This is a genomic window from Treponema vincentii F0403, from assembly GCF_000412995.1.
In the GTDB taxonomy this organism is placed as follows: domain Bacteria; phylum Spirochaetota; class Spirochaetia; order Treponematales; family Treponemataceae; genus Treponema; species Treponema vincentii.
Map to the genome: position 1 here is coordinate 1,982,713 of NZ_KE332512.1, position 21,902 is coordinate 2,004,614.

Genomic DNA, 21,902 nt, shown 5'->3' on the forward strand with positions numbered 1-21,902 from the left:
AAAAATTGAGGCTATTCGACCAGAACTGCCAAGGATGGCAGTGGTTCCATACAGAAGCGATGTTTTGTGCACGCACAAAACTCGCCTTCAACTGTTGTACACGGATGCACAACAGTTGAAGATGGTTCAAATGGTTTCACAACTTCATTTTTTCTGCGATTTTTTATCTTCTCTGCCTGATGCGTTTGCTCTGTTGTCGAAAAAATGTGCGAAAATTCCTTAGGGACATATTGTTTCGTATCGTGAAATTCGATTTTTGATATACAGAACCAGCTCTTTTTATTTTCATTGACAGGTGAAAATTCTGCTCCTATCATAAAATTATAAGGTTTTATAAAAACTTTTTAATCTTTAATAGGAGGCGTTTATGTTAAAAGTACAAACTGCGAGCAGCAATACTCCAGATGCGGCTCTGGCAGGCAAGGAATGCGCACAGAAAATAAAGCATGCGCTACACGATCCGAAGCTTGTGTTTGTATACAGCGGTGTGTCGTATAACCAGCAGGCTTTGTTAAAAGCGATTGGTGAAGAACTTCCGGGTGTACCGTTAATCGGAAATACATCATTTTCCGGTGTCGTTACGCAGGACGGTTTTGTAACCGGCGAAAAAGGCTATGTCGGAATGATGGCGCTGTCCGGTACCGATTTGACGGTCGGAACGGCAGGGATGGCAAAAAGCGGAACTGCCCGCGAAACGGGGCGAAACCTTGCAAAACAGGCTCTCGCTGCCGCCGGTAAACAGGAAGCGCCTGCATATATGTACATGGTCGCTCCCCCGGGCGAAGAAGAGCACTATTTGAAAGGCGTTTCCGATGTCGTAGGCAGAGTTCCTCTTTTCGGAGGCAGCGCGGCGGACAATACGCTTTCAGGTGAATGGAAGCTCTTTACAGACAAAACGATAACCGGCGGAGGTGCGGCTGTTGCCTTTTTCTATACAAAAGCCGGTTTCGCAAACAAATATACCGGCGGCTACAAAGAGACCGGTAAATACGGTGTCATCACCAAAGTAGCAAAAGAACGGACACTTGTGGAAATCAACGGAAAGCCGGCCATTGAGCAGTACCGCGAGTGGACGGGAGCAAGCGCAAAAGACACGGAGGGAGGTAATCTGCTGGTGCGTTCAATCACAAACCCCCTTGGTGTAAAAGATCCCTTAGGTGATTTGATTGCGGTACGCCATCCGATGAACGGCAATGATGACGGTTCAATCGCGGTAGGAAACAATTTGGCAATCGGAACAGCGATTGCGCTCCTCGAAAGCGATACCGATGGTTTAATAAAAGCCGTAAGTACAGCTCTTGCCGACTTAAAGGCAAAGATGAAAGTACCGGTAGCCGGTTTCCACTTGGTTCACTGCGGCGGCAGACGGATCGGTATCGGCGACCGAATAAACGAATTGACAGCGGCAATTAAAAAAGAAGTGGGGGCAATTCCGTTTATCGTTGAATTTACATTCGGCGAATACGGCTACGAAGACGACGGACGCAATACGTGTGGCGGTCTTATGCTGTCCTTTACGGCGTTCGGCGAAAAGTAAGTTAACGGGGCGTTTCTGATAACTCGGTAAGATTTTTGGAGATGCCCGACAAGAGGTACAATTATGAAGATGATTATCAATGGAAAAAAGACGGACAGCACAAGCGGCCAAACTTTTGGCGTAATCGCGCCTGCAACCGGTAAAGTGATTGACAGCGTACCGCGAGCAAACGAAAAAGATTTGGATTTGGCCATTACGGCTGCCGTTCGCGGGCAAAAAGAATGGGCAAAAGTGCCTGTGTTTAAGCGTGCCGAAGTGTTGTATAAATTCCTGAGCTTCGTGCAAAATGCGCATGAAGATTTGGCTCGGCTGCTATCGAGCGAAAACGGAAAGCCCATAACCGAAGCGCGTGCTGAAATCGGGAATGTTACGATCGGCTTTAGCGGATTTATTGAACGCGCAAAGCATTTTTACGGTACGATTATTCCACAGGGAACGGAAGCAGGACAGCAGACAACAATGCAGATGGTACTCAGAGAACCGGTCGGCGTTGTCGTGTGTATCATCCCGTTCAATTTCCCGTGCGATCTATTCGATCAAAAAGTAGCTCCCGCGTTGATGATGGGAAACTCCGCGCTCGTACTTCCTTCATCGGATAACCCGCTGACACTGATGCGGCTGACTGAGCTGCTTGTTCAAGCAGGTGTGCCCGACGGCGCCATTCAATGCGTTACGGCTCCCGGATCAGTTAAAAGCTATGCTGTTTCCGACAAGCGGGTCGGCTTGGTTACGCTGACGGGAAGCACTGAAGTCGGTATCGATTCGGCAATCAAAGCTGCAGCAAATCTTACGCATACGGCCTTGGAGTTGGGTGGAAACGATGCGTTTATTGTGCTGGATGACGGCGATGTCGATTTAGCGGTCGAGGAGCTGGTATGGGGACGCATGTACAATACCGGACAGGTATGCTGCGCAAGTAAGCGCTTTATCATTCACAACTCGTTAAAAGAAGAGTTTGCGAAAAAAACCGTTGCCAGAATCAAGCAGCTGAAATTCGGTGATCCTGCCGAAGAAGATACGAAAATTGCCTGTCTTATCAGCGAAAAAGCGGCAATACAGGTTGAAAAACAAGTGCAAAAGACAGTCGAGCAGGGCGGAAAAATTGTGCTGGGCGGAAAACGCAACGGTGCTTTCTATGAGCCGACCGTCATCGTAGATGTTCCCAAAACAGCTGACGTTGCAAAAGATATGGAAATATTCGGGCCTGTCGTACCGATTATCGGATTTGACACCGACGACGAAGCAATCGAAATTGCCAACAATTCCATATTCGGCTTGTCGAGCTGCGTATTCTCACGCAGTCAAAAACGCGCATTTAAAGTTGCGAATGCGATGGAAGCAGGCGAAGCGGTTATCAACGGTGCAAGTTTTTATCGCTCATTCGAAATGCCCTTTGGCGGTTGGAAGCACAGCGGTATCGGCACGGAAGGCGTTATGTCTACGTTCAATGAAATGACGAAGGTAAAAACAGTTGTATTAAAAAATATTATTGAAGCATAACAAGCTTTAAAAAGCGCTTTCGGGAAAAAAAATACTCGGGAGCGCTTTTTTTATGCTTACAAGCAAAAACGAAGTATTTCTACAGGACATAGCCCATATTCTGAGAAATCTCCACAGCGGTCTGCTTTAAATATTCCGCTATTTCCGGAATGCGTGCATCGGTGAGTATACTCGTGTTACCGCTCGCGCTTATTGCCGCAATTATATCACCCCGATAATCATAGACCGGTGCTCCAATACAGCGGTGTCCGATTTCGAATTCTTCGTTATCGATTGCCCACCCTTGTTGCCTAACCGTATCGATTTCTTTTTGTAACGCTTCAATCGTTGTAATCGTATTATGGGTAAAGCGGGTAAATTCGGTTTGCCCCATAATAGAGCGAAGCTGTGTATTTGAAAAATTCGCTAAAAGACACTTGCCGAGCGAAGAACAGTATGCAGGCATCCGCAGCCCTATTTGTGAATACAATTTGATATTTGAAAATATATCCATTTTTTCGATATAAACTACTTTATCACCTTCCAAAACTCCCAAATGAGATGTAAGCCCAAACTTTGCCGTAATCTGCGCAATATACGGGCGCACTTCAGTTTGTAATTGTAAACTGTCGATATAATAGCTTGCCGCTTCGATAAGTTTTAATCCGATTTTATAGGTACCGTCTTCGTTCTTTTTTAAATACCCTCGTTTAAGTAGTGTCGAAATAATGCGATATGCCGTACTTTTATGCAGGCCGGTTTTTTCGGCAATTTCCGTCAAGACGGCAGAATTTTTACTTGTCGCTACCGCTTCGATGATATCAAATGCCCGTTCAATAGACTGAACACCGCGCTCATCTGCCATGGCATACCTCCGTTAAATTTTTCAACAACTGTAACACTCTCCTATAGCTTTTGAAGCTGATGCACCGTACTCTTAAAATCCTTGGCGTATTCCGCGGTAAAGGCAAACGGCTGTCCGCTGCGGGGATGGACGCCTTCAAGCCGATAGGCATGCAGTGCAAGCCGCCCGATAAGGGGCTGTTCCGTATATACATCGCCGCGCCATCTCTGTTTAAGCTCGGAAAGGAGTACCGGTTTGCCGCTGCCGTAAAGCGAATCGCAGACAATCGGATAGCCGGCTGCCGCAAGATGAGCCCTAATCTGGTGCGTCCTACCGGTAACGGGGCACGCCTCCAGTAAGGAGAACTGCCGGAAGGTTTCCAGCACCGTAAAATGCGTTACCGCCTCCTTGCCCCGCCGCTTATCGACAACGGTACGGTGTAACGCATCTCCGTCGGCACGCAGCGGCAGATCGACGGTGAACTGTTCTTCCGATACCCGTCCGTGAATCAGCAGCCGGTACGTTTTTTTTATTTCTCTATTCTGAAACGCGGTATTCAACGTACGGTGCGCTTCCGCATTAAGCGCATAGAGCAAAATACCGGAGGTGTCTTTATCGATTCTATGCACCGCATAGAGTTTGTTACATGAAGGGGCAATCTGCGGCAGTTCTTTTTGAATAAGCAAATCAAGCCGCGGAGCTTCCGCATCCCAGCGGTCGGCAGCGACTAAAAGTCCGGCAGCTTTATTTACGGCTATCATATCGTCATCGGCATAAATCAGCGTAAAGGGAGTTTTTTTCATTAACCGTTCCTTGATTTTAAAAATAGGATCAATTCCGTGTAGCTTTCGTAATCGGGTAAAATGGAAGGCGTACCGTATTCGGGAGAGATTAATACGCGGGCGTCGAGCGCCTGCATAAAAAGCGCAGGGTATTCTGCTTCGGGAATATGCGGGAAAAGATACCAGCCTTTTTGTGTCCATACACCGGGAAGCAGACGCTCCGCTTCGGCTTTCCTGTTAAGCACCGCTTGCCGCCGTTTCGCTATCGTGCGGCTTATTCTTTCGCTGCGCCCTGCAGCTCCGCAGTTTTGCACCGGTTCGGCGTGTTCTTCATCTATGTTACGTTTCAGATCGAAAAACGCCCGCGCAAGGCTATAGGCAAGCGGCGGGAACAGCGCATCGGAAGGCGGCAAGGATGCTTCAAACCGGCTGCAGGCAGCGATAATTCCGCAGGGAACCGGATAGGCGGGCGTTACCAGTGTAATAGGGGCTGTTTCCGCAACGGTACCGTTTACGCTGCCGGTGTCAATGCCGAGAAACGGACGCCATACCGGCAGCGGCTGTGCGGCTTCTTTCGGGTAGGACTGCAGCGCGGAACCGGCTATTTGTTCCGCCTTCTCTCGGGTTGCATACCAGCGGATAACGGGATAATCCGGCAGTAGGGCTTCCAGCGCACGCCGTAATTGAGCGTCGGCCTTGGTCGGCAAAAAGCCGGTTAAGCCCTTATCGAGGAATTGCTTGCAGACCAAATTCGCCTGCCCCGTTCTTCGCCCTAAAATTGCTGTTCCGCCGTCAAGCCAGAGGTCAAGCAAGCGGACGTTTTTTTCCGTGTATAGATAATAACCGCGGGCACGGCGGACATTTCCGTACCGCTTGCGGATTTCAGCATAAATATCAATCATCAGGGAACTATCATCGCATAACGGCAAAAAAACTACAAGAGAAAAACGCGCGGTTACGGTGAATATAAATGCTTGACATTTGATACATGCAATGCTAGCCTCAATAACAGATTGTTACATATAAGGGAACCTTTAACAACTAACCGAGCTTTTAGGGGCTCCCATAAGTACGGAGGAGATGTTTTATGAAATTAAACGGCATTCTTGGAGTTACGGTAAATGCGGCTATGAATAGACGGGTAAAAAAGGGCATAGCACTATTGTCTCTTTTGTTTATTTGCATTCCTTTTTGCGCTGCAGAAATTACTTTTTCTCCCGGTATAGGAGGAACTGTCCATACGGTACAGAGCTTTTTTGAAATACAAAATGCAGAAGATCCGGAACATTCGGTGGTGTCTGAAAAAGCTGTTACGTATACCATACCGGTTCCATCAAGCGGCTTGGACATACACTTTACCCATGAAAGCAGCGGTTTTACCCTGAGTGTTATCAATAATATAGGGTTCCCGATTACGCTCTTTAAAAAGGGCGGTTTTGGGAACGAGACTCAGCGTGTTATAGGCTTTATTCTTGATGAGCAAGTACTGTTCGGGTATACCTATGGCGTTAAGCAGCCGTTCAGCATTCATTTCGGTATCGGGCCGGGAGCTGCACTGGGACACTTTTGGACACTGCAGAATGTGCAGATTTCAGAAAATGTATATTATACCGTAACACCGATTGCACTACACCTTGGAGTACAGTATCTCTTTACACAGCACGTCGGCATCGCAATCGGCATACACGATATGCTCGGTGTCTCCGGTATTTTTCTCAGCGATAAAAGCTCAAATTCGTCTGCAGAAAAGCGTAAAGTTACCGGAACTGTTGGGCTGGGAAATACCTTTACACTCAGAATCGCCGCTACTCTAAGGTTTTAGTCACAAAAAAAGAATTCCGGCGGGATGTATATCGGTGATTTACCTCTTGCCTTTTTTTATACGATGTGGTATATTAAGAATCATTACTAATATCAAGGAGATACTTATGGACGAAAGAAATAACATGCCGCTCTTAGGCGATACATTTCCCACTTTGAAAGTTCAAACCACACAAGGCCCGATGACATTACCGGCAGACCTGAAAGGTTCGTGGTTTATCGTGTTCAGCCATCCTGCTGATTTCACTCCCGTATGCACAACCGAATTTGTCGGCTTTCAGGAACTGATGCCCGAATTTGAAAAACTCGGTGTAAAATTGGTCGGTCTTTCCGTCGATCAGGTATTCAGTCATATCAAATGGATTGAATGGATGAAGGACAAACTCAATGTGCAGATTACCTTTCCGGTTATCGCTGCAAACGATTCCATTGCAAATGCACTCGGACTGCTGCACCCCGGTAAGGGCACAAACACGGTTCGTGCGGTATTCATTGTCGATCCCGAAGGAACACTCCGGTTGGTACTGTATTATCCGCAGGAAATCGGCAGAAACATGGACGAAATTTTGCGTGCGGTAAAGGCATTGCAGATTTCCGACAAAGAAGATGTGGCATTGCCTGCTAACTGGCCGAATAACGGTTTGATTAAAGATCATGCAATTGTACCGCCGGCTTCTAATGTAAAAGATGCACAAAAGAGACTGAAGGAATACGAAGGCTTTGACTGGTGGTTCTGCCACAAGGCATTAAAGTAAACGATATTATAAAATAACAAAATTTACCTGCGGCTATCCGATAAAGCATAGCCGCAGGAGTTAAAAATATCTAAGGAAACCTTGCGTTTAGCGTCCTTGGCGCGCCAAGGTAAGGTTTGCCAGCTCTTTAGGTAAGTCGTTGCCGCTCAGTGTGAGTGTGTCATCGGTGCGGGTGTATTGGAGTTTCCACGATGCATTCATACTTTCGCGGGTTTCTTTTTTTGCTCCGTTTGTCCACGTTTCGGTTTCTTTATTTCTTACGGTAAAGGTGATTTCGGTATCCGTAGCTGTCCAAAAACCTTTCCACTCAGTTGATAAAGTAAAACCCTGCATCCATTCGATTTCCATAGTGCCGTCCCGATCGGATATGGAAGCTTGCAATGCGGTTAGGTTAAAAACTAATACTGAAAGCGCCGTATCCGCTCGTAAATCGCGGAAGCAATAGGTAAGAGCGTCTCCTTGGTGTTTTGTGCGGGGTCGTCCAATACCGTTTCCAAAAGGTCGTGCAGGACAAGGCCGAGACATTTCCCCGCCGGAATACCGAGCACCATTAAATCCTTTCCGTTCACCGCCAAATCTTTAAGGCTATATGCTCCGTCCTCTTTTAGAATCTTATCGATCCTCGCAGTAAATTCTACAAGGAAGTTCGGTTCCGTATAAGAGCCGGTAAGCCCGAAAACATCAGCCTTTCTTAACGCAAATAAATCATCGATATTTTCTTTTCCTACGCGGACGATAAAGCGGCGGACGGCAGCATCTGTCCATGAAGGGTCGTAATGAAACATGTGCTGGGCAACTAAGTGAGCGGTTTTTTCTATTTCTGCATTGGAGTATTTAAGGCGCCGCATAATGCTGCGCGTTATCTCTTCGGACACGGCTTCGTGGCGGTAAAAGGTATAGCTGCCGTCCGCCGCCTGCTTACGGGTAGCGGGCTTCCCTATATCGTGGAAAAGGCCTGCGAGCCGGATATGGATATGCTCCATCCCCGCAGGACAGGCATTGCAAACTAAAAAGCTATGGTCAAGTACATCAAAATGATGAAAGCTTCCTTGTTCCACGCCGCGGCATTCCGCCAATTCCGGAATAAAGAGGTTCAGCAGTCCCGTACTTTCCATGAGCCGTAAGCCGGTAAGCGGGGCAGGGCAGGCAAGCATTTTGGTAAATTCTTCGCGGAAGCGTTCAATAGAAATTTTTTGGGTGATATGTAACGCCTGCGGAATTGCCTCCAGCGTTTTGCCGTCGATAGCGAAACCGAGCTGCGCTGCGAACCGGACGGCTCGGACGGGGCGCAATCCATCCTCCAAGAAGCGGTCAAGCGGATTTCCGACTGTCCGGATCCGCCCTGCACGGATATCCGCGCAGCCGTTAAAAGGATCGGCGATTATGCCGTCAGGTAAAGAAACCGCAATCGCATTCATAGTAAAGTCGCGGCGCGAAAGGTCTTCTTCTATGGTTGCCGTATATGAAACCGCAGCAGGGTGGCGCCCATCGGTATAATTCGCCTCGGTACGGAAGGTAGTGCATTCGATATGCTTACTTTTATAGATGATGGTAACGGTACCGTGCTCTATGCCGGTTGGAATAGTCCGCCGGAATAAGCACATCACCTCTTGCGGCTGCGCGTCGGTTGCAATGTCCCAATCGCTCGCCGCTTTCTTTAAGAAAAAGTCACGAACTGCGCCGCCTACAAGATATGCCGAAAAGCCTGCATTCCGGAAATATCCGCTGATTTCCTTGAGCAGAGCCGGAACGGGGAATTTTTTTTCCATAATTTTATACGTTACTAGTTTAATGCTTCAATACAGGATGGATTCCGGTTAGATAAAGAACCGTAAATCTTTTCTGCCGGTCATATTAAACCGGTATGCCGTGATATAGGTTCCCGTTATTGCAGTCAGTGCGTTAAGCGCGGCAGCGACAGCTCCGATAAAAAAAGCGGCAGGGCGTAAAATCAAATATCCTGATTCAAAACCCCGTCCGTACAGCGCACATACGGATGCCAGTGCAATGTAAGTACCGCCAGCGGGGAACCTGCCAAGCAAACACGAAAATAGAGAGGCTATTCCTACCAGCCAGAACATATCTTGAATGTTGAGCGAAAGACTTGAATAAGACTTTAGTATCACGATGAAGCTGACGGTGATGACTAATGAGGAACCTGCTCTGCCGAAAATGGAGAAGATGGGAAGCACGACGGAAGAAATACGCCGGCGTACACCGAGGCTTTCGTTGGAGTGGCGCAGCAATACGGCCAGCGCAACATGAGTGTCCTGCGAAAAGAATGCCGCCAGCATAGGAGCAAGACTTGCGTAGAGCACCCGATACGGATTGATATCGCGGCAAAAAATCTTTAATAAGAGGGGATAAATCACAAGGGCTATAATCAATAGATCGGCAATGAGTAGAATTGCAAAATCGGCAAAAACCGCAGTCAGCAGCATCTCGTGGAATTTAATCACCCAATAGGCTGAAACGGCTACCATGCCGAGCATTAGCATATCAACAAAAAAGACAAGCACTGCATAAGAAATCCGTGCAAGAGAGTCGATAAGCGTGATTGCCGGTTTGGCAATATTTCTGTCAACTGCACAACCGGCTCCTGCAAACCCGCCGAAAATACAGAGCGGCAGGATGTATGTTCCGTTTATAACCGCTTCAAACGCACTTGAAGGAAATAATTGCAGCAGCGATTCTCTAACGCCGAGAACTTGTATATCCGAAATACCTTCTACAAAAATAGGAATCCGGGCTGGTGTATGAAGCAGCACTGACAGTAATCCGATAAAGGAAAGCAGTAATGCGGCCGCGCAGATAATAAGACCGGTAATAAGCGCTACTTTCAGCAAACTTCTATTTTCGCGTAATTCAAAGATGCTGAGCGTAAATCCGAAAAACACCGCCGGATAGAGGGCATACCGTCCGAACTGTACCGCTGCTTTTGATAAAAAGTCTGCCGCTTCTATAAACAGCGCATTTTCGGTTCCCGCAACGAGCGCAAAGGTTACGCCCAACACAATACCGATAAGATATTTCAGCCAAATTTTCATAACGGTTGAGTGTAACTCAAAGATTGTACTGCGTCAACTCAATTGGACTTACAATGGGGATGGGCTGTCGAAAAAGTAATCGGCTTTTGAGACAACCTTATCCCCGTAAGAAAGGCTTATTTTTTCATCAAACCTACACCGGACTTCCATGCCTGTCCGACTTTTTCGCCGATTGCATAGTAGCCGTTTTGGAATTGATCAAAAATGAATGCGTTCAGTTTTGCCGATTCAACCTTGCCTTTTTCGTTTAAAACCGCCTCATCAGCCAGAACCCCGACAATTTCTCCGACAACATAAAATCCGAACACAGCGTTTTTTATTTCCACAACTTTGCATTCAAGTGTGAGCGGAAACTCCTCGATAATCGGCGCATCAACCTTCTTGCTTTTTACCGCAGTTAAGCCGCTGCGTTCAAATTTATCCGGCATCTTATTTCCGCTTGCAATCCCGAAAAAATCCGCTTCCGCTATATGAGGAATATCGGCGACACTAAGCGTAAACGCCTGCTTGTGTTTGAGATTGGCCGCTGTCTTATGGCTTTCATCGATATTCATCAACACCATATTTTCGGCACAAATACCACCCCAAGCCATGTTCATCACATCGACTTTTCCATCCTCGCCGTAGGTTGCTACCATTAATACCGGCATCGGGAATAAGAAAGGGTGAACTCCCAATTCTTTCTTTGCATTTTTCTGCATTGTGTTCTCCTATATACCCCTCACAATTGATTATTGAGAAGCAGTGTATGTGTAGGGTATCCTTACAGCTTGTGCATTTTCTTAGGCTGCGTCATGTTCTCCGGTTTCAGAATTTCGTCAAGCGCTTCCTTCGATAATAAACCGCGTTCCAACACAAGGTCGTAGACGCTGCGGTCATCTTTGAGGGCAGTCTTGGCAATATCGCTTGAGATTTCGTAGCCGAGTACCGGATTAAGCGCCGTCACCAAGCCGATACTTCGATAGGTCAGCTCCTTGCACCGCTCTACATTCGCGTCGATGCCGTCGATACAGCGCAGCCGAAGCGTAGACATACCGTTATTTAAAATCGAAATCGATTCCAAAATACTGTAAATAATAACCGGTTCAAAGACGTTCAACTCCAACTGCCCCGCTTCGGATGCCATCATTACCGTTGTATCGTTTCCGATAACGCGGAAGCATACCTGATTCATCACTTCGGGGATAACCGGATTGACCTTACCCGGCATAATCGATGAACCCGGCTGCATTGCCGGAAGATGTATTTCGTTCAACCCGGCGCGCGGCCCCGAGCCAAGCAGACGAAGGTCATTGCATATCTTTGAAATTTTTACCGCAAGACGTTTCAGCTGCCCCGAATAGGAAACAAAGCAGGTAGTGTCATTTGTTGCGGCAATCAAATTCTTCGCCTTCGTAACAGGATAACCGGAAATTTCTGCGAGCCGTTTTGTTACCAAATCCGCATAGGCAGGGTCGCTGTTGATACCGGTGCCGATAGCGGTTGCCCCCATATTGATTTCGAGTAAGCCGGAAACAGCATGCCGGATATGCGGCACCTCCCCTTCCAAACTCGCCGCATACGATTCAAATTCCTGACCAAGCGTCATCGGCACCGCATCCTGCAGCTGGGTACGCCCCATCTTGATATGCCCGCCGAATTCTTTTCCTTTTTTACGGAAAGATGCGATCAAGTTTTCAAGCTCGGTAACCAGGCTTTCCGTATGTAAACAAATACCGAGTTTTGCTGCCGTCGGATACGCATCGTTGGTAGACTGCGCAAGATTGATGTGATTATTCGGATGGCAGAATGTATATTCGCCTTTTTTATGCCCCAGCAGTTCAAGTGCACGGTTTGCAATCACCTCATTTGCGTTCATGTTGGTAGACGTTCCCGCACCGCCTTGAATCATATCCGCAGGGAATTGATCATGCAGTTTACCGGCAATAATTTCTTTACAAGCAGTGATAATGGCTTCCGCTGCCGGTTTTTCCAACAACCCTAATTCATAGTTTGCCTGTGCCGCCGCCTGCTTAACCATCGCAAGGGCTTTGATAAACCCCGGATAGGCGGAAAGATGCACGCCGGTAATATTGAAGTTTTCCATACAACGGAGCGTTTGTACGCCGTAATATGCCTCATCGGGAACATCCCGATATCCTAAAAGATCATGTTCTTCCGCATTGTTTCCTCCTAAATTTTTTGGCAGTTGAATTTTCTTATTTCTGTTGCAACTCGTGGAGTGAATCAAAAGGATAAACACCACTTACGGTTGTCTCGATTCGATTACCGGCGGATGAGCCGAATATAACCGGAGCATCCGGCTGCATAAACTCGGAGATAACCTGCCGGCACGCGCCGCACGGCCCCACCGGATAATCCGCATCGGGGGTTGCGATTGCAATAGCCGTAAAATTTCTTTTACCCATTGCAACCGCGCTGAAAATAGCGGTGCGTTCGGCGCAGTTGGTCAATCCGTAAGAACGGTTTTCAACATTCACACCGGTAACGACGCACCCATCATCAAGCAGTAATGCGGCGCCTACTCTAAAATGAGAATAAGGGGCGTACGCATTTTTTGCCGCTTCCAGAGCTTGTTCAAAGAGATGATCATACTTACTTGAATCTTTCATACTACTATTATACCATATAGACTATGAAAATTACAGCTTTCGATAATCGTTTTATTATTTTTCCTATTCTTTTTTTATTCATATACATATTTGCAGCGGCAGTCCCCCTCGGTTCGGATATTTATTTTCAGCCGGTGTGGGTGCGCACTATCACGCCGGATACCGCACAGGCGGAACTTGAAGGAATAACCGATACGGCCGAAACCGTAGAGAGGCAAGTATCGGCGGAACAATTTATCGGGAAGGAACCTAAAGTATTTCTTACGGAGAACAGATTCGGTTATTTTACTGCCGGCGGCGAATTGCTCCGCTCATCCCCCGTTACACAGCGGATTTCGGCTTCGTCCGCAGCGTGGACTGAATACGGAAGCGATGCCGCCCAAACGCCGATTTACCGCCCCGACGGTTCTTTGATAACCGTTATCGAAGAGCAGGGGTTTGTATATGTTGATGGAGACCGCTTTTATCTTTTTGAGCCTGGCGGCAGCGCCGTCAAACAATACGGTGCAGACGGTAAACCGCTGTGGCGTTATCTGCATACCGCACCGATTACCGCCTTTCACAGCACCGGAGCCGGCGTTATTATCGGATTTTCCGACGGGAAGCTGGTAAGCCTCGATTCTGAGGGTAATGTAGTGTTTGACTTTTATCCGGGCGGCAGCGACTATCAGGTTATACTGGGCGCAGCGCTTTCTGCAGACGGACAGCTGGCCGCCTGTGTATGCGGGATTGACCGCCAGCGGGTATTGCTCATACGGATAGACGGCAACAAGTATAAAATTGTACACCATCGATACTTGGAAGGGAATCTCCGCAGGCAGGTCTTTGTCGATTTCGATATACAAGGAGAGAATGCAGTATTCGAGTGTGCGGAAGGCATCGGTTTTATCGATTGTAATCAGCTGATATCGGGCATTATGCCGCAGCACGGTATAGTGCTCGGCAGCGGGGAAATTCCGTATAAGGGAATCACGGCGGTTATCAGCAAACAGGAAAAAAACGCTCTGCTGTCCTTTATTGAATCGCCTATGTATGTCGTCGGGAAAACGGCCTTTCCTTCAGAAAACACCTTTCTTATGCAGGAGCGGCAAACGATTTTCCTAGCAACCGATACGAAATTGGCACGTATCGATATAAAATAAAGTGTAAAAGAGGCTTCTGCTATGAAACGATTTTTCTTTTTTGCCTTAGCTTTAGCGGTATGTACCGGATTATATGCATTGGATTGGCCGACAGACACACAAAATTTTTTGCGGCTTTTCGGTCAATGCATTGGGGAGAAAACTTTTGAGCAAGGGCTGACTTTTGAAAACACATCGACGGTACGTGCTGCCGATGACGGTATTCTTTTAATTGCTCTCGATAGAAGATACGGAACCGGTGCATTCCCTTCTACGTTGGGAAATGCGTTGATATTTTTACACGATGACGGGCTGCAGACGGTTTACGGAAATCTTGACGCTAACGCAGTGTTCCTAAGCAGAGTAACAACCGAATCAAATGCGGTTATCGGAAGGACGGGAAACAGCGGATGGGGAAAACCGAACGACCTTATCTTTCAAGTAAGCGACAGTCAGAAAAAAGTATATATCAATCCGCTGCTGCTGCTTCCGTCTGTCAACGATAAAATCGCACCGCAAATACAAAATGTCGTTTTGATAAATGAACAAAACACAGCCTTTCAAATGAACGGACAAAAAACCGTGCGGCAGGGAAGCTATGAACTGTATGCGGATATTTCCGACACGGCTTCGCAGGGAGGCCTTAGTTTTAGTCCTTTCCGGATTACTATTTTTGTAAACGGTACAAATATCCGAACCATTCCGTTTGAAACCATTGCGGAAAAAGACGGCGATTCTTATTTAGGCAACACCGCCTTTACCGACACGCTGCTGTACCGGCGGAAAAATGAGCTGTATTTAGGCAAAATTATCTTAAACCGCGGAAAATCCGATATATTAATTACGGCACGGGATATAACCGGCAACGAAAAATCCGAACGGTTTACCATCCAAGTCGACTAGCGGATCAGGGAAAACGTATCAGACTGTATTTTTAACAGCCCCGCAAAATAATTGGGTCTGTTCAACCAGAGTTGAACCGCTTCGCGGTTCAAATGGTCTCACAGTCCCAATTATTTTGCGGTATTGGATATATCCGTCCGATACGTTTTCCTTTTCCTTGGAAAGGCTGCGCGAAATTTAAAAAATTTCGCACAGTTTATTTTAGAAAAAGGGCAATTGCATCAGATAAATAAATAAGAATCGCAGAAGAATGGAGGTTGGGCAAGCATTTGAACCGCGAAGAGGTTCAATTCTGATTGCACTGCCTCCATTCTTCTGCGGGGATGTTCCACAAACGTCTGATGCAATTGCCCTGCGGAGGAATTGTGAAAAAATATGAACTGATACAGGCGTTGATTGAGGCGGGGGCTGTTTCCGTTATTCGGGCGGAAAATAAGGCACAGGGGCTTAAAATCGTGGAAGCCGTGCGTGCAGGGGGGATTACCGCTATCGAAATTACCATGACCGTACCGCACGCCGACGAAATTATCCGCGAGTTAAGCGAGGCATTCGGTTCGGATATACTGTTGGGCGCGGGTACGGTGCTCGATGCGGAGACGGCACGTGCCTGTATTATTGCAGGCGCTCAATATATCGTCGGGCCGTCTTTTAACGAAGACTGCGCACGCCTTTGCAATCGGTATGCGGTGCCGTACATTCCCGGTGTTATGACGCCGCAGGAGGCGGTGCGCGCACTTGAGTTCGGCGCCGACATTCTCAAGCTGTTTCCGGCAGAGCTTTTCGGGCCGAAAATCATCAGCGCCTTTAAGGGGCCGCTTCCGCAGGGAACCTATATGCCTACCGGCGGTATTACTGCCGAAAACGCAGCCGAGTGGATTAAGGCGGGAGCTGCGGTACTCGGTATCGGCGGCGCCCTTACGAAAGGAGCTAAAACCGGTGATTTTGAATCGGTTACCCGCACCGCCCGTCAATTAAAAGAGGCGGTTGCCGCAGCACGCAGTAAATCCATCTAAGGGGGAACTTCTGAAAAACCGGAGTTTTTAGAACTTTCGGCTATAATTGTAATGATCGTTATGAATGAATATTCGGAAACAGGCACATTGCTTAAAAGAAGACAAGAAAACAAGTGGCTTTTGGTATTTGAAAGCCTTGTAACCGGTTTAATTACCGGCTTGGTTATTACGGGCTTTCGGCTCTCAATCTCGTATCTTAGAAATACCCGTGTTGCGTTATACGGTGTTATACGGACTACGGGTGTGCGAGGCGTCCTCCTTGCGCTGGCAGTTTTGGTACTAGCGGGATTATTTATCGGCTTTATCATTACAAAATGGCCGATGATTAAAGGCGGCGGAGTGGCGCAGATTGAAGGCGTCTTTATGAAAAAGCTGCAGTTTTCCCCGCTTTACGAGCTCCCGCTCAAGTTTATCGGCGGTGTTCTCGGCATCGGACTGGGACTTTCGATGGGGCGAGAAGGGCCTTCTGTCCAACTGGGTGCATATATCGGCGATGCTGTTGAACGGCTGGGAAAGCGCTCGTTTACCGAACGGGTGTGCTTGATTACCGCAGGGGCAGCCGCCGGTCTTTCTGCAACATTCAACGCTCCTTTTGCTGCAATTGTCTTTGCGCTTGAAGATATCCATCATCATTTAACTCCCCTGCTTTTAGCCTGTGTCATGGCAGGTTCTTTTGCAGGCGATTTTGCGGGAAGCATTTTTTTAGGCAGGGGGCCGATTTTCCGATTTTTTACGGCTGTGGAATTTCCGCTTTCTCAATTTGCATGGCTGATAGGGCTGGGCATATTCGTCGCGCTTATAGGACACGGGTTTAAGCAGTCGATTTATTTGTTCCAACGATGCTATAAAACACTGCATATCCCGCCGATCTTACGGCCTGTTATTCCGTTCCTGCTGTCGCTGCCGGTCGGCTTGTGGCACAGTTATTCTTCGGGCGGCGGCGACGGGTTGATACGAATACTGACCGAACAATCTTTTCCGATTACGATGCTGTTGATGTTCTTAACTGTTAAGCTTCTTTTTACCGGAATCTCCGCAGGGTCGGGCGCAATCGGCGGTATTTTTGTACCGCTCCTTGCCTGCGGCGCGGTAGGAGGCGCACTGTATGCAACCGTATTAGTGCATTTCGGTTTATTGGCACAGGAGCACGTCAATACAATGATTCTCTTCGGCATGGCTGCCTGTTTTACCACCGTTATTAAAGCGCCGCTTACCGCCTGCGCTATCGTGTTTGAAACAAGCGGCGCCCTCCCCCAGCTAAGCGGGTTGGTGCTGACCTGCCTTACGGCCTATCTAACGGCGAGTTTTATCGGTTCGCAGGCGCACGATCATATTCTCCTGACGCAAATTCTTGAGTCGGATAGCCGTGCAGTGAATAAAAAATCCGGTACGGAATCCGGCAGCCCTCAGCTTTATGAACTACCGATCGGCTTGCATTCAATCGCAGCCTTAAAGAAAATCAACGAAATGGAATGGCCGCAAAAATGCCGCATCGTCGGCGTTATGCACGGTGAACACGAATCTATTCCCGATGGTAATACCGTACTGTATCCCGGCGATAAATTGATTGTCCTTGCAGAAGATGATACAGGCGATATTTTGGAAATACTCACCGTCTTAACCGAATAGCAAGCGTTCCGTAAAAACGGGTGTGAGCGCCGTTAAAAATCTTACTTTTTTTTAGGTAATCTTACAAATTTTTCTTGCTATTTACCATATTCGCAGTTATACTGATAGAATGAGTAAACATTCGCATCTCTATCAGTATATACTCATAGAGTAAAAATACGCGGGTGATATGTATTATAGTTAAGGAGGAGATTATGAGTATTTCAAAAGAAAATATTTATAAGCTCGAAGGCCGTGTCCCGCTAAAAACGGCAATCCCTCTCGGTATGCAGCATGTTTTGGCTATGTATGCCGGAAACCTCGCCCCGATTTTAGTTATATCGGGTGTTCTTAATATCCCGGCGGATATTAAAGTTTCGCTGCTGCAAAGCGCTATGTTTGTTGCCGGCGCCGTCACATTCGTCCAGTTGCGGCCTATCTGGAAAATCGGTTCGGGACTCCCCACCGTTATGGGAACCAGCTCGGGATTTATCCCTGTCGCTATCGGGGTTGGACTGCAGTATGCCGCGATGGGAGACTGGTCAAACGGGTATGCCGCTATTCTCGGAGCATCCCTTATCGGCGGTTTAATGGAGTTCATGCTTGGTTTTATCGTAAAACCGCTCCGCAAGTTCTTACCGCACGTCGTTACCGGAACCGTTGTTACCACTTTGGGAATTTCGCTTATCCCCGTCGGTATTAAATTTGTCGGCGGTGGAGTCGGTCTTGAAAAAACTCCCGGATTCGGCTCGATAAAGAATCTGTTAGTTGCCCTTTTCGTCTTTTTAACAATTATCTTTATCCGGCAAATGTTTACCGGTTTCTTGAGCATCTCCTCCATTCTAATCGGGCTTATTGCAGGGTATATCGTTGCAATCTTTGCCGGTATGGTTGATTTTACACCGGTAAAAAATGCGGCATGGATTTCCGCTCCGCTGCCCTTCTTTGCAGTAGGGCACCTGAACCTCACCTTCCATTGGGATGCTATTGTCCCATTCCTGCTCGTCTATCTTGCGACAACTGTAGAGACAATCGGTGATAACACCGGTATCGCAGTCGGCGGTCTCGGACGCGACATAACCGACAAAGAATTACAGGGGGCGGTTCATGCAGACGGTTTCGGCAGTATGTTTGCGGCAATCTTCGGCGTTATGCCGAATACCTCGTTCAGCCAGAACGTCGGGCTTATCGGTATGACAAAGGTCGTTAACCGCTTTACCATCGGTATCGGCGCAGGCTTCTTGGTATTGTGCGGTTTCTTCCCCAAACTCGGCGCAATTGTTTCGACTATCCCGAACCCGGTATTGGGCGGCGGTGTATTGCTGATGTTCAGTATGATCACCATGAGCGGTTTAAACTTGATTTATCAAAGCGGAAAAATTGCAGAACGCGATGTTGTCATTATCGCAGCATCGCTCGGCGTTGCCTTCGGTTTAAGCAATGTACAAGAAGTCATGCAGCACCTGCCGATGTGGTTCCAGAATATCTTTAAACAGGCCATCGTCGGCGCCTTTGTTACCGCGCTTATTTTGAATCTCTTGTTGCCTAAATCAAAAGATAAAGAGACAACATGATAAGGAAAATTGGGACCGCCCGAAAACTGAAAACCTATCGGCTTTTTCTGTAAGGAGATGATTCATTATATCCGCTAAAGCGGATTGCGAAACGGTTTTTAGCCCGTTTCCTAAAGCTTTAGATACGATGATGAAACTAAGTCATTACTATGATAAAGCCTTAGCTTTAAACTCGCAGGGATGGCGAAAAAGTAATCGACTTTTAAGACATCCCCGGCTCCCAATACCCTACCCCGATGCTTTGCATCTTTGCATTGGGGTTATAATTTTTCTAAAAAAGTAGTTCTAGGAGGAGATAATGGATGTCTCGAAAGAGAATATTTACCGGCTTGAAGGGCGTGTCCCATTAAGGACGGCAATTCCATTAGGTATGCAGCATGTTTTAGCCATGTATGCGGGAAACCTCGCGCCGATTTTAGTTGTTACCGGAATTTTAAATATTCCGCCGCATATTAAGGTATCTCTGCTGCAGAATGCGATGTTTGCAGCAGGGGCCATTACTTTTATACAGTTGCATCCGATTTGGAAAATCGGTTCAGGATTACCGACGGTTATGGGTACCGGTTCCGCATTTATTCCCGTTGTCATCGGAGTCGGCGGCCAATTTGCTGCGAAAGGCGGTAATTGGATGAGCGGTTATGCCGCCATCCTCGGAGCCACATTGGTCGGCGGATTTATGGAATTCATGCTCGGATTTATTGTTAAGCCGCTCCATAAATTTTTACCGCATGTCGTAACCGGAACTGTTGTAACAACCTTGGGAATTTCACTTATTCCGGTCGGTATCCGGTTTGTAGGCGGCGGCGTCGATATTGAACAGACCGCGGCCTATGGTAGAAACAATCGGCGATAATACTGGCATTGCCGTAGGCGGACTTGGAAGAGATATAACCGAGAAAGAATTAGAAGGGGCGGTTCATGCAGACGGAGTCGGCAGTATGATCGCAGCCTTTTTCGGTGTTTTACCGACGACTTCATTCAGCCAGAATGTCGGGCTTATCGGTATGACGAAAGTGGTCAACCGCTTTACAATCGGAATGGGTGCAGGTTTTCTAGTACTGTGCAGTTTCTTTCCTAAACTTGGAGCAATCGTATCAACCATTCCTAATCCGGTATTGGGTGGCGGTATGTTGCTGATGTTCAGTATGATTACCATAAGCGGTTTAAATCTGATATACCAAAATGGAAAGATAACGGAACGCGATATCATCATTATTGCAGCATCGCTGGGCATTGCATTCGGCCTCAGTCACGTACCTCATGTTATGCAGCATTTACCGAATTGGTTCCAAAATATTTTTAAACAGGCGATAGTCGGAGCTTTTATTACCTCGATTCTATTAAACATTGTGCTACCCAAAGAGAAAGAAGGCGTATAAAACTTTGCAACGGATTACTACAAAGCGGATATTCTTTGTTACCGGCGAACGGGGCTGCGGAAAATCTACGTTTCTTGCAGCCCTTATGCAAAAATATGCTCTCCAGCCATCAGGCTTTATTACAAAAAGAGAAGCGCCGCCGGAGAGTGCAGTGTATATGCATCAGGTTGTCGCCGGTACCGCAAGATACCGGTATACAACCGGCAACAAAGTCGGAATATGTCCCCAGCAAAAACCGGTCGGTTTTGCTCCGATATTTGATATATTCGGGGTTATGTGTTTGAAGCAAGCGGAGGAGTCGGTGCTTGCTTCGCTTAACAGCGGCTGTTCCGGCATGGGTCGCACCGAAACAGCTCCGCAGCAAGTCTCCTTTCCGGTAATCTTAATGGATGAACTCGGCTTTATGGAAGCGGAGGCGGAGCACTTTTTCCGCACGGTGTGTGCGTTGTTTTCCAACCCCCGGTATTATATCATCGGCGCCGTTAAGCCGCGCGGAACACGTTTTTTGCCGGTCTTGGAACAAATGCCGGAAGCGGCGGTATTCCATCTAACGCTGCAAAACAGGGATGAACTCTACGCGCAGCTTGAGCGGGCGCAAAACTTTCCGGCCTTTTTACATACCGTAGGCGAAAGACAGTGAAGAATCCCCTGTGCACTGCAGAGCTTCCCACCGCAATCATCCTTGCAGGCGGGCTTTCGACGCGGATGGGCTGCTGCAAACAGCTGCGCCCGCTGTGCGGAAAGCCCCTAATCCGATATGTACTTGAAACACTGCTTGAAGCCGGTCTTACCCATTTAGTCATTACGGTCAATGCCGAAACGCAGCAGCCGATCGAAGCGATAATAGACCAGCTGCGGCAAAAACACCCCGTATCGGACAGCTCTCTACAGGGGGCTGCCGCCGAAGCGGGTATATCCCAGCCTGTCCGCACCTCCAATTCATTCCGCGCATTTCCCCCATTCCGCTGCGATATTGTCCTTAATCCCGAACCGGAGCGAGGGCAAGGATATTCGGCGGCGCTTGCGGTACGAGCCGCTTGTGCCCGTCAGCCGGAACTCCTTACCGCAAACACGGCTTGTACCGGCAGCCCGAGCGGCTTCTTATTCTGCACCGCCGACCAGCCTTTTTTGCAGGCAACCAGCGTCCGCGAACTCTGTTCCGTATTCCACAGCAATCCCGGGTACATCGTCTCCGCTGCCTTTAACGGCAAACACCGTTCTCCGGTCATCTTTCCGGCCGCATTGGCCGGTGAGCTCAGCCGTTTAGACGGAAACATCGGCGGCAGAACCGTCATGAACGCTCACCCCGATCTGATACTGTACGTCCCACTCCATTCCGAGATGGAAGCATTCGATATCGACACGCCGGAAGACTTTAAACGGGCGGAAAGCGAATATAATTATGAATTATGAATTAGCGCTGCGGC

22 protein-coding genes are annotated in these 21,902 nt (G+C 47.8%); 13 read left to right on the plus strand and 9 right to left on the minus strand.

Annotated elements, in window-relative coordinates; translation table 11 throughout:
* The first annotated feature begins 367 nt into the window (after window positions 1-367).
* Complete coding sequence (locus tag HMPREF1222_RS09000) at window positions 368-1,537, plus strand: FIST signal transduction protein (RefSeq protein ID WP_006188935.1); 1,170 nt, start codon at window positions 368-370, stop codon at window positions 1,535-1,537.
* Window positions 1,538-1,600: 63 nt separating this feature from the next.
* Window positions 1,601-3,037 (plus strand): aldehyde dehydrogenase family protein, encoded by a 1,437-nt coding sequence (locus tag HMPREF1222_RS09005; RefSeq protein ID WP_016519121.1) that lies wholly within the window; start codon window positions 1,601-1,603, stop codon window positions 3,035-3,037.
* Window positions 3,038-3,116: 79 nt separating this feature from the next.
* On the opposite strand, the gene HMPREF1222_RS09010 is transcribed toward HMPREF1222_RS09005, so the two are convergent.
* The 3 genes from HMPREF1222_RS09010 to HMPREF1222_RS09020 are packed head-to-tail and all read right to left on the minus strand — an operon-like array spanning window position 3,117 to window position 5,544.
* Window positions 3,117-3,881, minus strand: a complete 765-nt coding sequence (locus HMPREF1222_RS09010) for an IclR family transcriptional regulator (protein WP_016519122.1) — start codon at window positions 3,879-3,881, stop codon at window positions 3,117-3,119.
* 41 nt (window positions 3,882-3,922) lie between these two features.
* Window positions 3,923-4,663, minus strand: coding sequence for an RluA family pseudouridine synthase (locus tag HMPREF1222_RS09015; RefSeq protein WP_016519123.1), 741 nt, complete (start codon window positions 4,661-4,663; stop codon window positions 3,923-3,925).
* Window positions 4,663-5,544: a hypothetical protein gene (locus HMPREF1222_RS09020; RefSeq protein ID WP_016519124.1), complete on the minus strand. Its 882-nt coding sequence runs from the start codon at window positions 5,542-5,544 to the stop codon at window positions 4,663-4,665. The genes HMPREF1222_RS09015 and HMPREF1222_RS09020 overlap by 1 nt, the downstream gene beginning before the upstream one ends.
* A gap of 185 nt (window positions 5,545-5,729) precedes the next feature.
* Between HMPREF1222_RS09020 and HMPREF1222_RS09025 the strand changes: the two genes are divergently transcribed.
* Both HMPREF1222_RS09025 and HMPREF1222_RS09030 read left to right on the plus strand, forming a co-directional pair.
* Window positions 5,730-6,464, plus strand: a complete 735-nt coding sequence (locus tag HMPREF1222_RS09025) for a DUF2715 domain-containing protein (RefSeq protein WP_016519125.1) — start codon at window positions 5,730-5,732, stop codon at window positions 6,462-6,464.
* A 106-nt stretch (window positions 6,465-6,570) separates the two neighbouring features.
* Complete coding sequence (locus tag HMPREF1222_RS09030) at window positions 6,571-7,218, plus strand: peroxiredoxin (RefSeq protein WP_016519126.1); 648 nt, start codon at window positions 6,571-6,573, stop codon at window positions 7,216-7,218.
* Between the two features lie 87 nt (window positions 7,219-7,305).
* On the opposite strand, the gene HMPREF1222_RS09035 is transcribed toward HMPREF1222_RS09030, so the two are convergent.
* The 6 genes from HMPREF1222_RS09035 to HMPREF1222_RS09060 all read right to left on the minus strand — a co-directional run bounded on the left by HMPREF1222_RS09035 (window position 7,306) and on the right by HMPREF1222_RS09060 (window position 12,877).
* Window positions 7,306-7,566 carry a hypothetical protein gene (locus HMPREF1222_RS09035; RefSeq protein ID WP_006188942.1) on the minus strand — a complete coding sequence of 87 codons (261 nt, stop codon included), beginning with the start codon at window positions 7,564-7,566 and terminating at the stop codon, window positions 7,306-7,308.
* A 50-nt stretch (window positions 7,567-7,616) separates the two neighbouring features.
* On the minus strand, window positions 7,617-8,987 hold the full coding sequence (locus tag HMPREF1222_RS09040) for a CCA tRNA nucleotidyltransferase (protein ID WP_016519127.1): 1,371 nt from the start codon (window positions 8,985-8,987) through the stop codon (window positions 7,617-7,619).
* Between the two features lie 48 nt (window positions 8,988-9,035).
* A complete protein-coding gene (locus tag HMPREF1222_RS09045; protein WP_006188944.1) occupies window positions 9,036-10,265 on the minus strand; it encodes a dicarboxylate/amino acid:cation symporter in 1,230 nt (409 codons plus the stop codon).
* Window positions 10,266-10,381: 116 nt separating this feature from the next.
* Window positions 10,382-10,966: a flavin reductase family protein gene (locus HMPREF1222_RS09050; RefSeq protein ID WP_016519128.1), complete on the minus strand. Its 585-nt coding sequence runs from the start codon at window positions 10,964-10,966 to the stop codon at window positions 10,382-10,384.
* Between the two features lie 62 nt (window positions 10,967-11,028).
* Window positions 11,029-12,453: an aspartate ammonia-lyase gene (gene aspA / locus HMPREF1222_RS09055; protein WP_038077040.1), complete on the minus strand. Its 1,425-nt coding sequence runs from the start codon at window positions 12,451-12,453 to the stop codon at window positions 11,029-11,031.
* Between the two features lie 10 nt (window positions 12,454-12,463).
* On the minus strand, window positions 12,464-12,877 hold the full coding sequence (locus HMPREF1222_RS09060; protein WP_016519130.1) for a cytidine deaminase: 414 nt from the start codon (window positions 12,875-12,877) through the stop codon (window positions 12,464-12,466).
* 23 nt (window positions 12,878-12,900) lie between these two features.
* Between HMPREF1222_RS09060 and HMPREF1222_RS09065 the strand changes: the two genes are divergently transcribed.
* From HMPREF1222_RS09065 to HMPREF1222_RS09100, 9 genes are all read left to right on the plus strand, one after another.
* The gene (locus tag HMPREF1222_RS09065; protein WP_016519131.1) at window positions 12,901-14,019 is read left to right on the plus strand and encodes a hypothetical protein; all 1,119 of its coding nucleotides are present in this window, start codon (window positions 12,901-12,903) and stop codon (window positions 14,017-14,019) included.
* Between the two features lie 21 nt (window positions 14,020-14,040).
* Window positions 14,041-14,901, plus strand: coding sequence for a peptidoglycan DD-metalloendopeptidase family protein (locus HMPREF1222_RS09070; protein ID WP_016519132.1), 861 nt, complete (start codon window positions 14,041-14,043; stop codon window positions 14,899-14,901).
* Window positions 14,902-15,266: 365 nt separating this feature from the next.
* Window positions 15,267-15,914 (plus strand): bifunctional 2-keto-4-hydroxyglutarate aldolase/2-keto-3-deoxy-6-phosphogluconate aldolase, encoded by a 648-nt coding sequence (locus tag HMPREF1222_RS09075; protein WP_016519133.1) that lies wholly within the window; start codon window positions 15,267-15,269, stop codon window positions 15,912-15,914.
* A gap of 60 nt (window positions 15,915-15,974) precedes the next feature.
* Window positions 15,975-17,543, plus strand: coding sequence for a ClC family H(+)/Cl(-) exchange transporter (locus tag HMPREF1222_RS09080; RefSeq protein ID WP_244870141.1), 1,569 nt, complete (start codon window positions 15,975-15,977; stop codon window positions 17,541-17,543).
* 194 nt (window positions 17,544-17,737) lie between these two features.
* Window positions 17,738-19,096, plus strand: coding sequence for a uracil-xanthine permease family protein (locus tag HMPREF1222_RS09085; RefSeq protein WP_006188580.1), 1,359 nt, complete (start codon window positions 17,738-17,740; stop codon window positions 19,094-19,096).
* Window positions 19,097-19,394: 298 nt separating this feature from the next.
* Window positions 19,395-19,949 carry a solute carrier family 23 protein gene (locus HMPREF1222_RS13165; RefSeq protein WP_016519135.1) on the plus strand — a complete coding sequence of 185 codons (555 nt, stop codon included), beginning with the start codon at window positions 19,395-19,397 and terminating at the stop codon, window positions 19,947-19,949.
* Window positions 19,909-20,475 carry a solute carrier family 23 protein gene (locus tag HMPREF1222_RS13170; RefSeq protein WP_244870142.1) on the plus strand — a complete coding sequence of 189 codons (567 nt, stop codon included), beginning with the start codon at window positions 19,909-19,911 and terminating at the stop codon, window positions 20,473-20,475. Before HMPREF1222_RS13165 ends, HMPREF1222_RS13170 begins: the two co-directional genes overlap by 41 nt.
* Before the next feature lie 4 nt (window positions 20,476-20,479).
* Complete coding sequence (locus HMPREF1222_RS09095) at window positions 20,480-21,115, plus strand: nucleoside-triphosphatase (protein WP_016519137.1); 636 nt, start codon at window positions 20,480-20,482, stop codon at window positions 21,113-21,115.
* The gene (locus HMPREF1222_RS09100) at window positions 21,112-21,888 is read left to right on the plus strand and encodes a nucleotidyltransferase family protein (protein ID WP_016519138.1); all 777 of its coding nucleotides are present in this window, start codon (window positions 21,112-21,114) and stop codon (window positions 21,886-21,888) included. Before HMPREF1222_RS09095 ends, HMPREF1222_RS09100 begins: the two co-directional genes overlap by 4 nt.
* Window positions 21,889-21,902: the final 14 nt, after the last annotated feature.

Excerpts from the sequence above, each read along its gene's own strand:
- HMPREF1222_RS09000 (WP_006188935.1), top strand. The coding sequence starts at position 368 with ATGTTAAAAGTACAAACTGCGAGCAGCAATACTCCAGATGCGGCTCTG.
- HMPREF1222_RS09005 (WP_016519121.1), top strand. The coding sequence starts at position 1,601 with ATGAAGATGATTATCAATGGAAAAAAGACGGACAGCACAAGCGGCCAA.
- HMPREF1222_RS09010 (WP_016519122.1), bottom strand. The coding sequence starts at position 3,881 with ATGGCAGATGAGCGCGGTGTTCAGTCTATTGAACGGGCATTTGATATC.
- HMPREF1222_RS09015 (WP_016519123.1), bottom strand. The coding sequence starts at position 4,663 with ATGAAAAAAACTCCCTTTACGCTGATTTATGCCGATGACGATATGATA.
- HMPREF1222_RS09020 (WP_016519124.1), bottom strand. The coding sequence starts at position 5,544 with ATGATTGATATTTATGCTGAAATCCGCAAGCGGTACGGAAATGTCCGC.
- HMPREF1222_RS09025 (WP_016519125.1), top strand. The coding sequence starts at position 5,730 with ATGAAATTAAACGGCATTCTTGGAGTTACGGTAAATGCGGCTATGAAT.
- HMPREF1222_RS09030 (WP_016519126.1), top strand. The coding sequence starts at position 6,571 with ATGGACGAAAGAAATAACATGCCGCTCTTAGGCGATACATTTCCCACT.
- HMPREF1222_RS09035 (WP_006188942.1), bottom strand. The coding sequence starts at position 7,566 with ATGGAAATCGAATGGATGCAGGGTTTTACTTTATCAACTGAGTGGAAA.
- HMPREF1222_RS09040 (WP_016519127.1), bottom strand. The coding sequence starts at position 8,987 with ATGGAAAAAAAATTCCCCGTTCCGGCTCTGCTCAAGGAAATCAGCGGA.
- HMPREF1222_RS09045 (WP_006188944.1), bottom strand. The coding sequence starts at position 10,265 with ATGAAAATTTGGCTGAAATATCTTATCGGTATTGTGTTGGGCGTAACC.
- HMPREF1222_RS09050 (WP_016519128.1), bottom strand. The coding sequence starts at position 10,966 with ATGCAGAAAAATGCAAAGAAAGAATTGGGAGTTCACCCTTTCTTATTC.
- HMPREF1222_RS09060 (WP_016519130.1), bottom strand. The coding sequence starts at position 12,877 with ATGAAAGATTCAAGTAAGTATGATCATCTCTTTGAACAAGCTCTGGAA.
- HMPREF1222_RS09065 (WP_016519131.1), top strand. The coding sequence starts at position 12,901 with ATGAAAATTACAGCTTTCGATAATCGTTTTATTATTTTTCCTATTCTT.
- HMPREF1222_RS09070 (WP_016519132.1), top strand. The coding sequence starts at position 14,041 with ATGAAACGATTTTTCTTTTTTGCCTTAGCTTTAGCGGTATGTACCGGA.
- HMPREF1222_RS09080 (WP_244870141.1), top strand. The coding sequence starts at position 15,975 with ATGAATGAATATTCGGAAACAGGCACATTGCTTAAAAGAAGACAAGAA.
- HMPREF1222_RS09085 (WP_006188580.1), top strand. The coding sequence starts at position 17,738 with ATGAGTATTTCAAAAGAAAATATTTATAAGCTCGAAGGCCGTGTCCCG.
- HMPREF1222_RS13165 (WP_016519135.1), top strand. The coding sequence starts at position 19,395 with ATGGATGTCTCGAAAGAGAATATTTACCGGCTTGAAGGGCGTGTCCCA.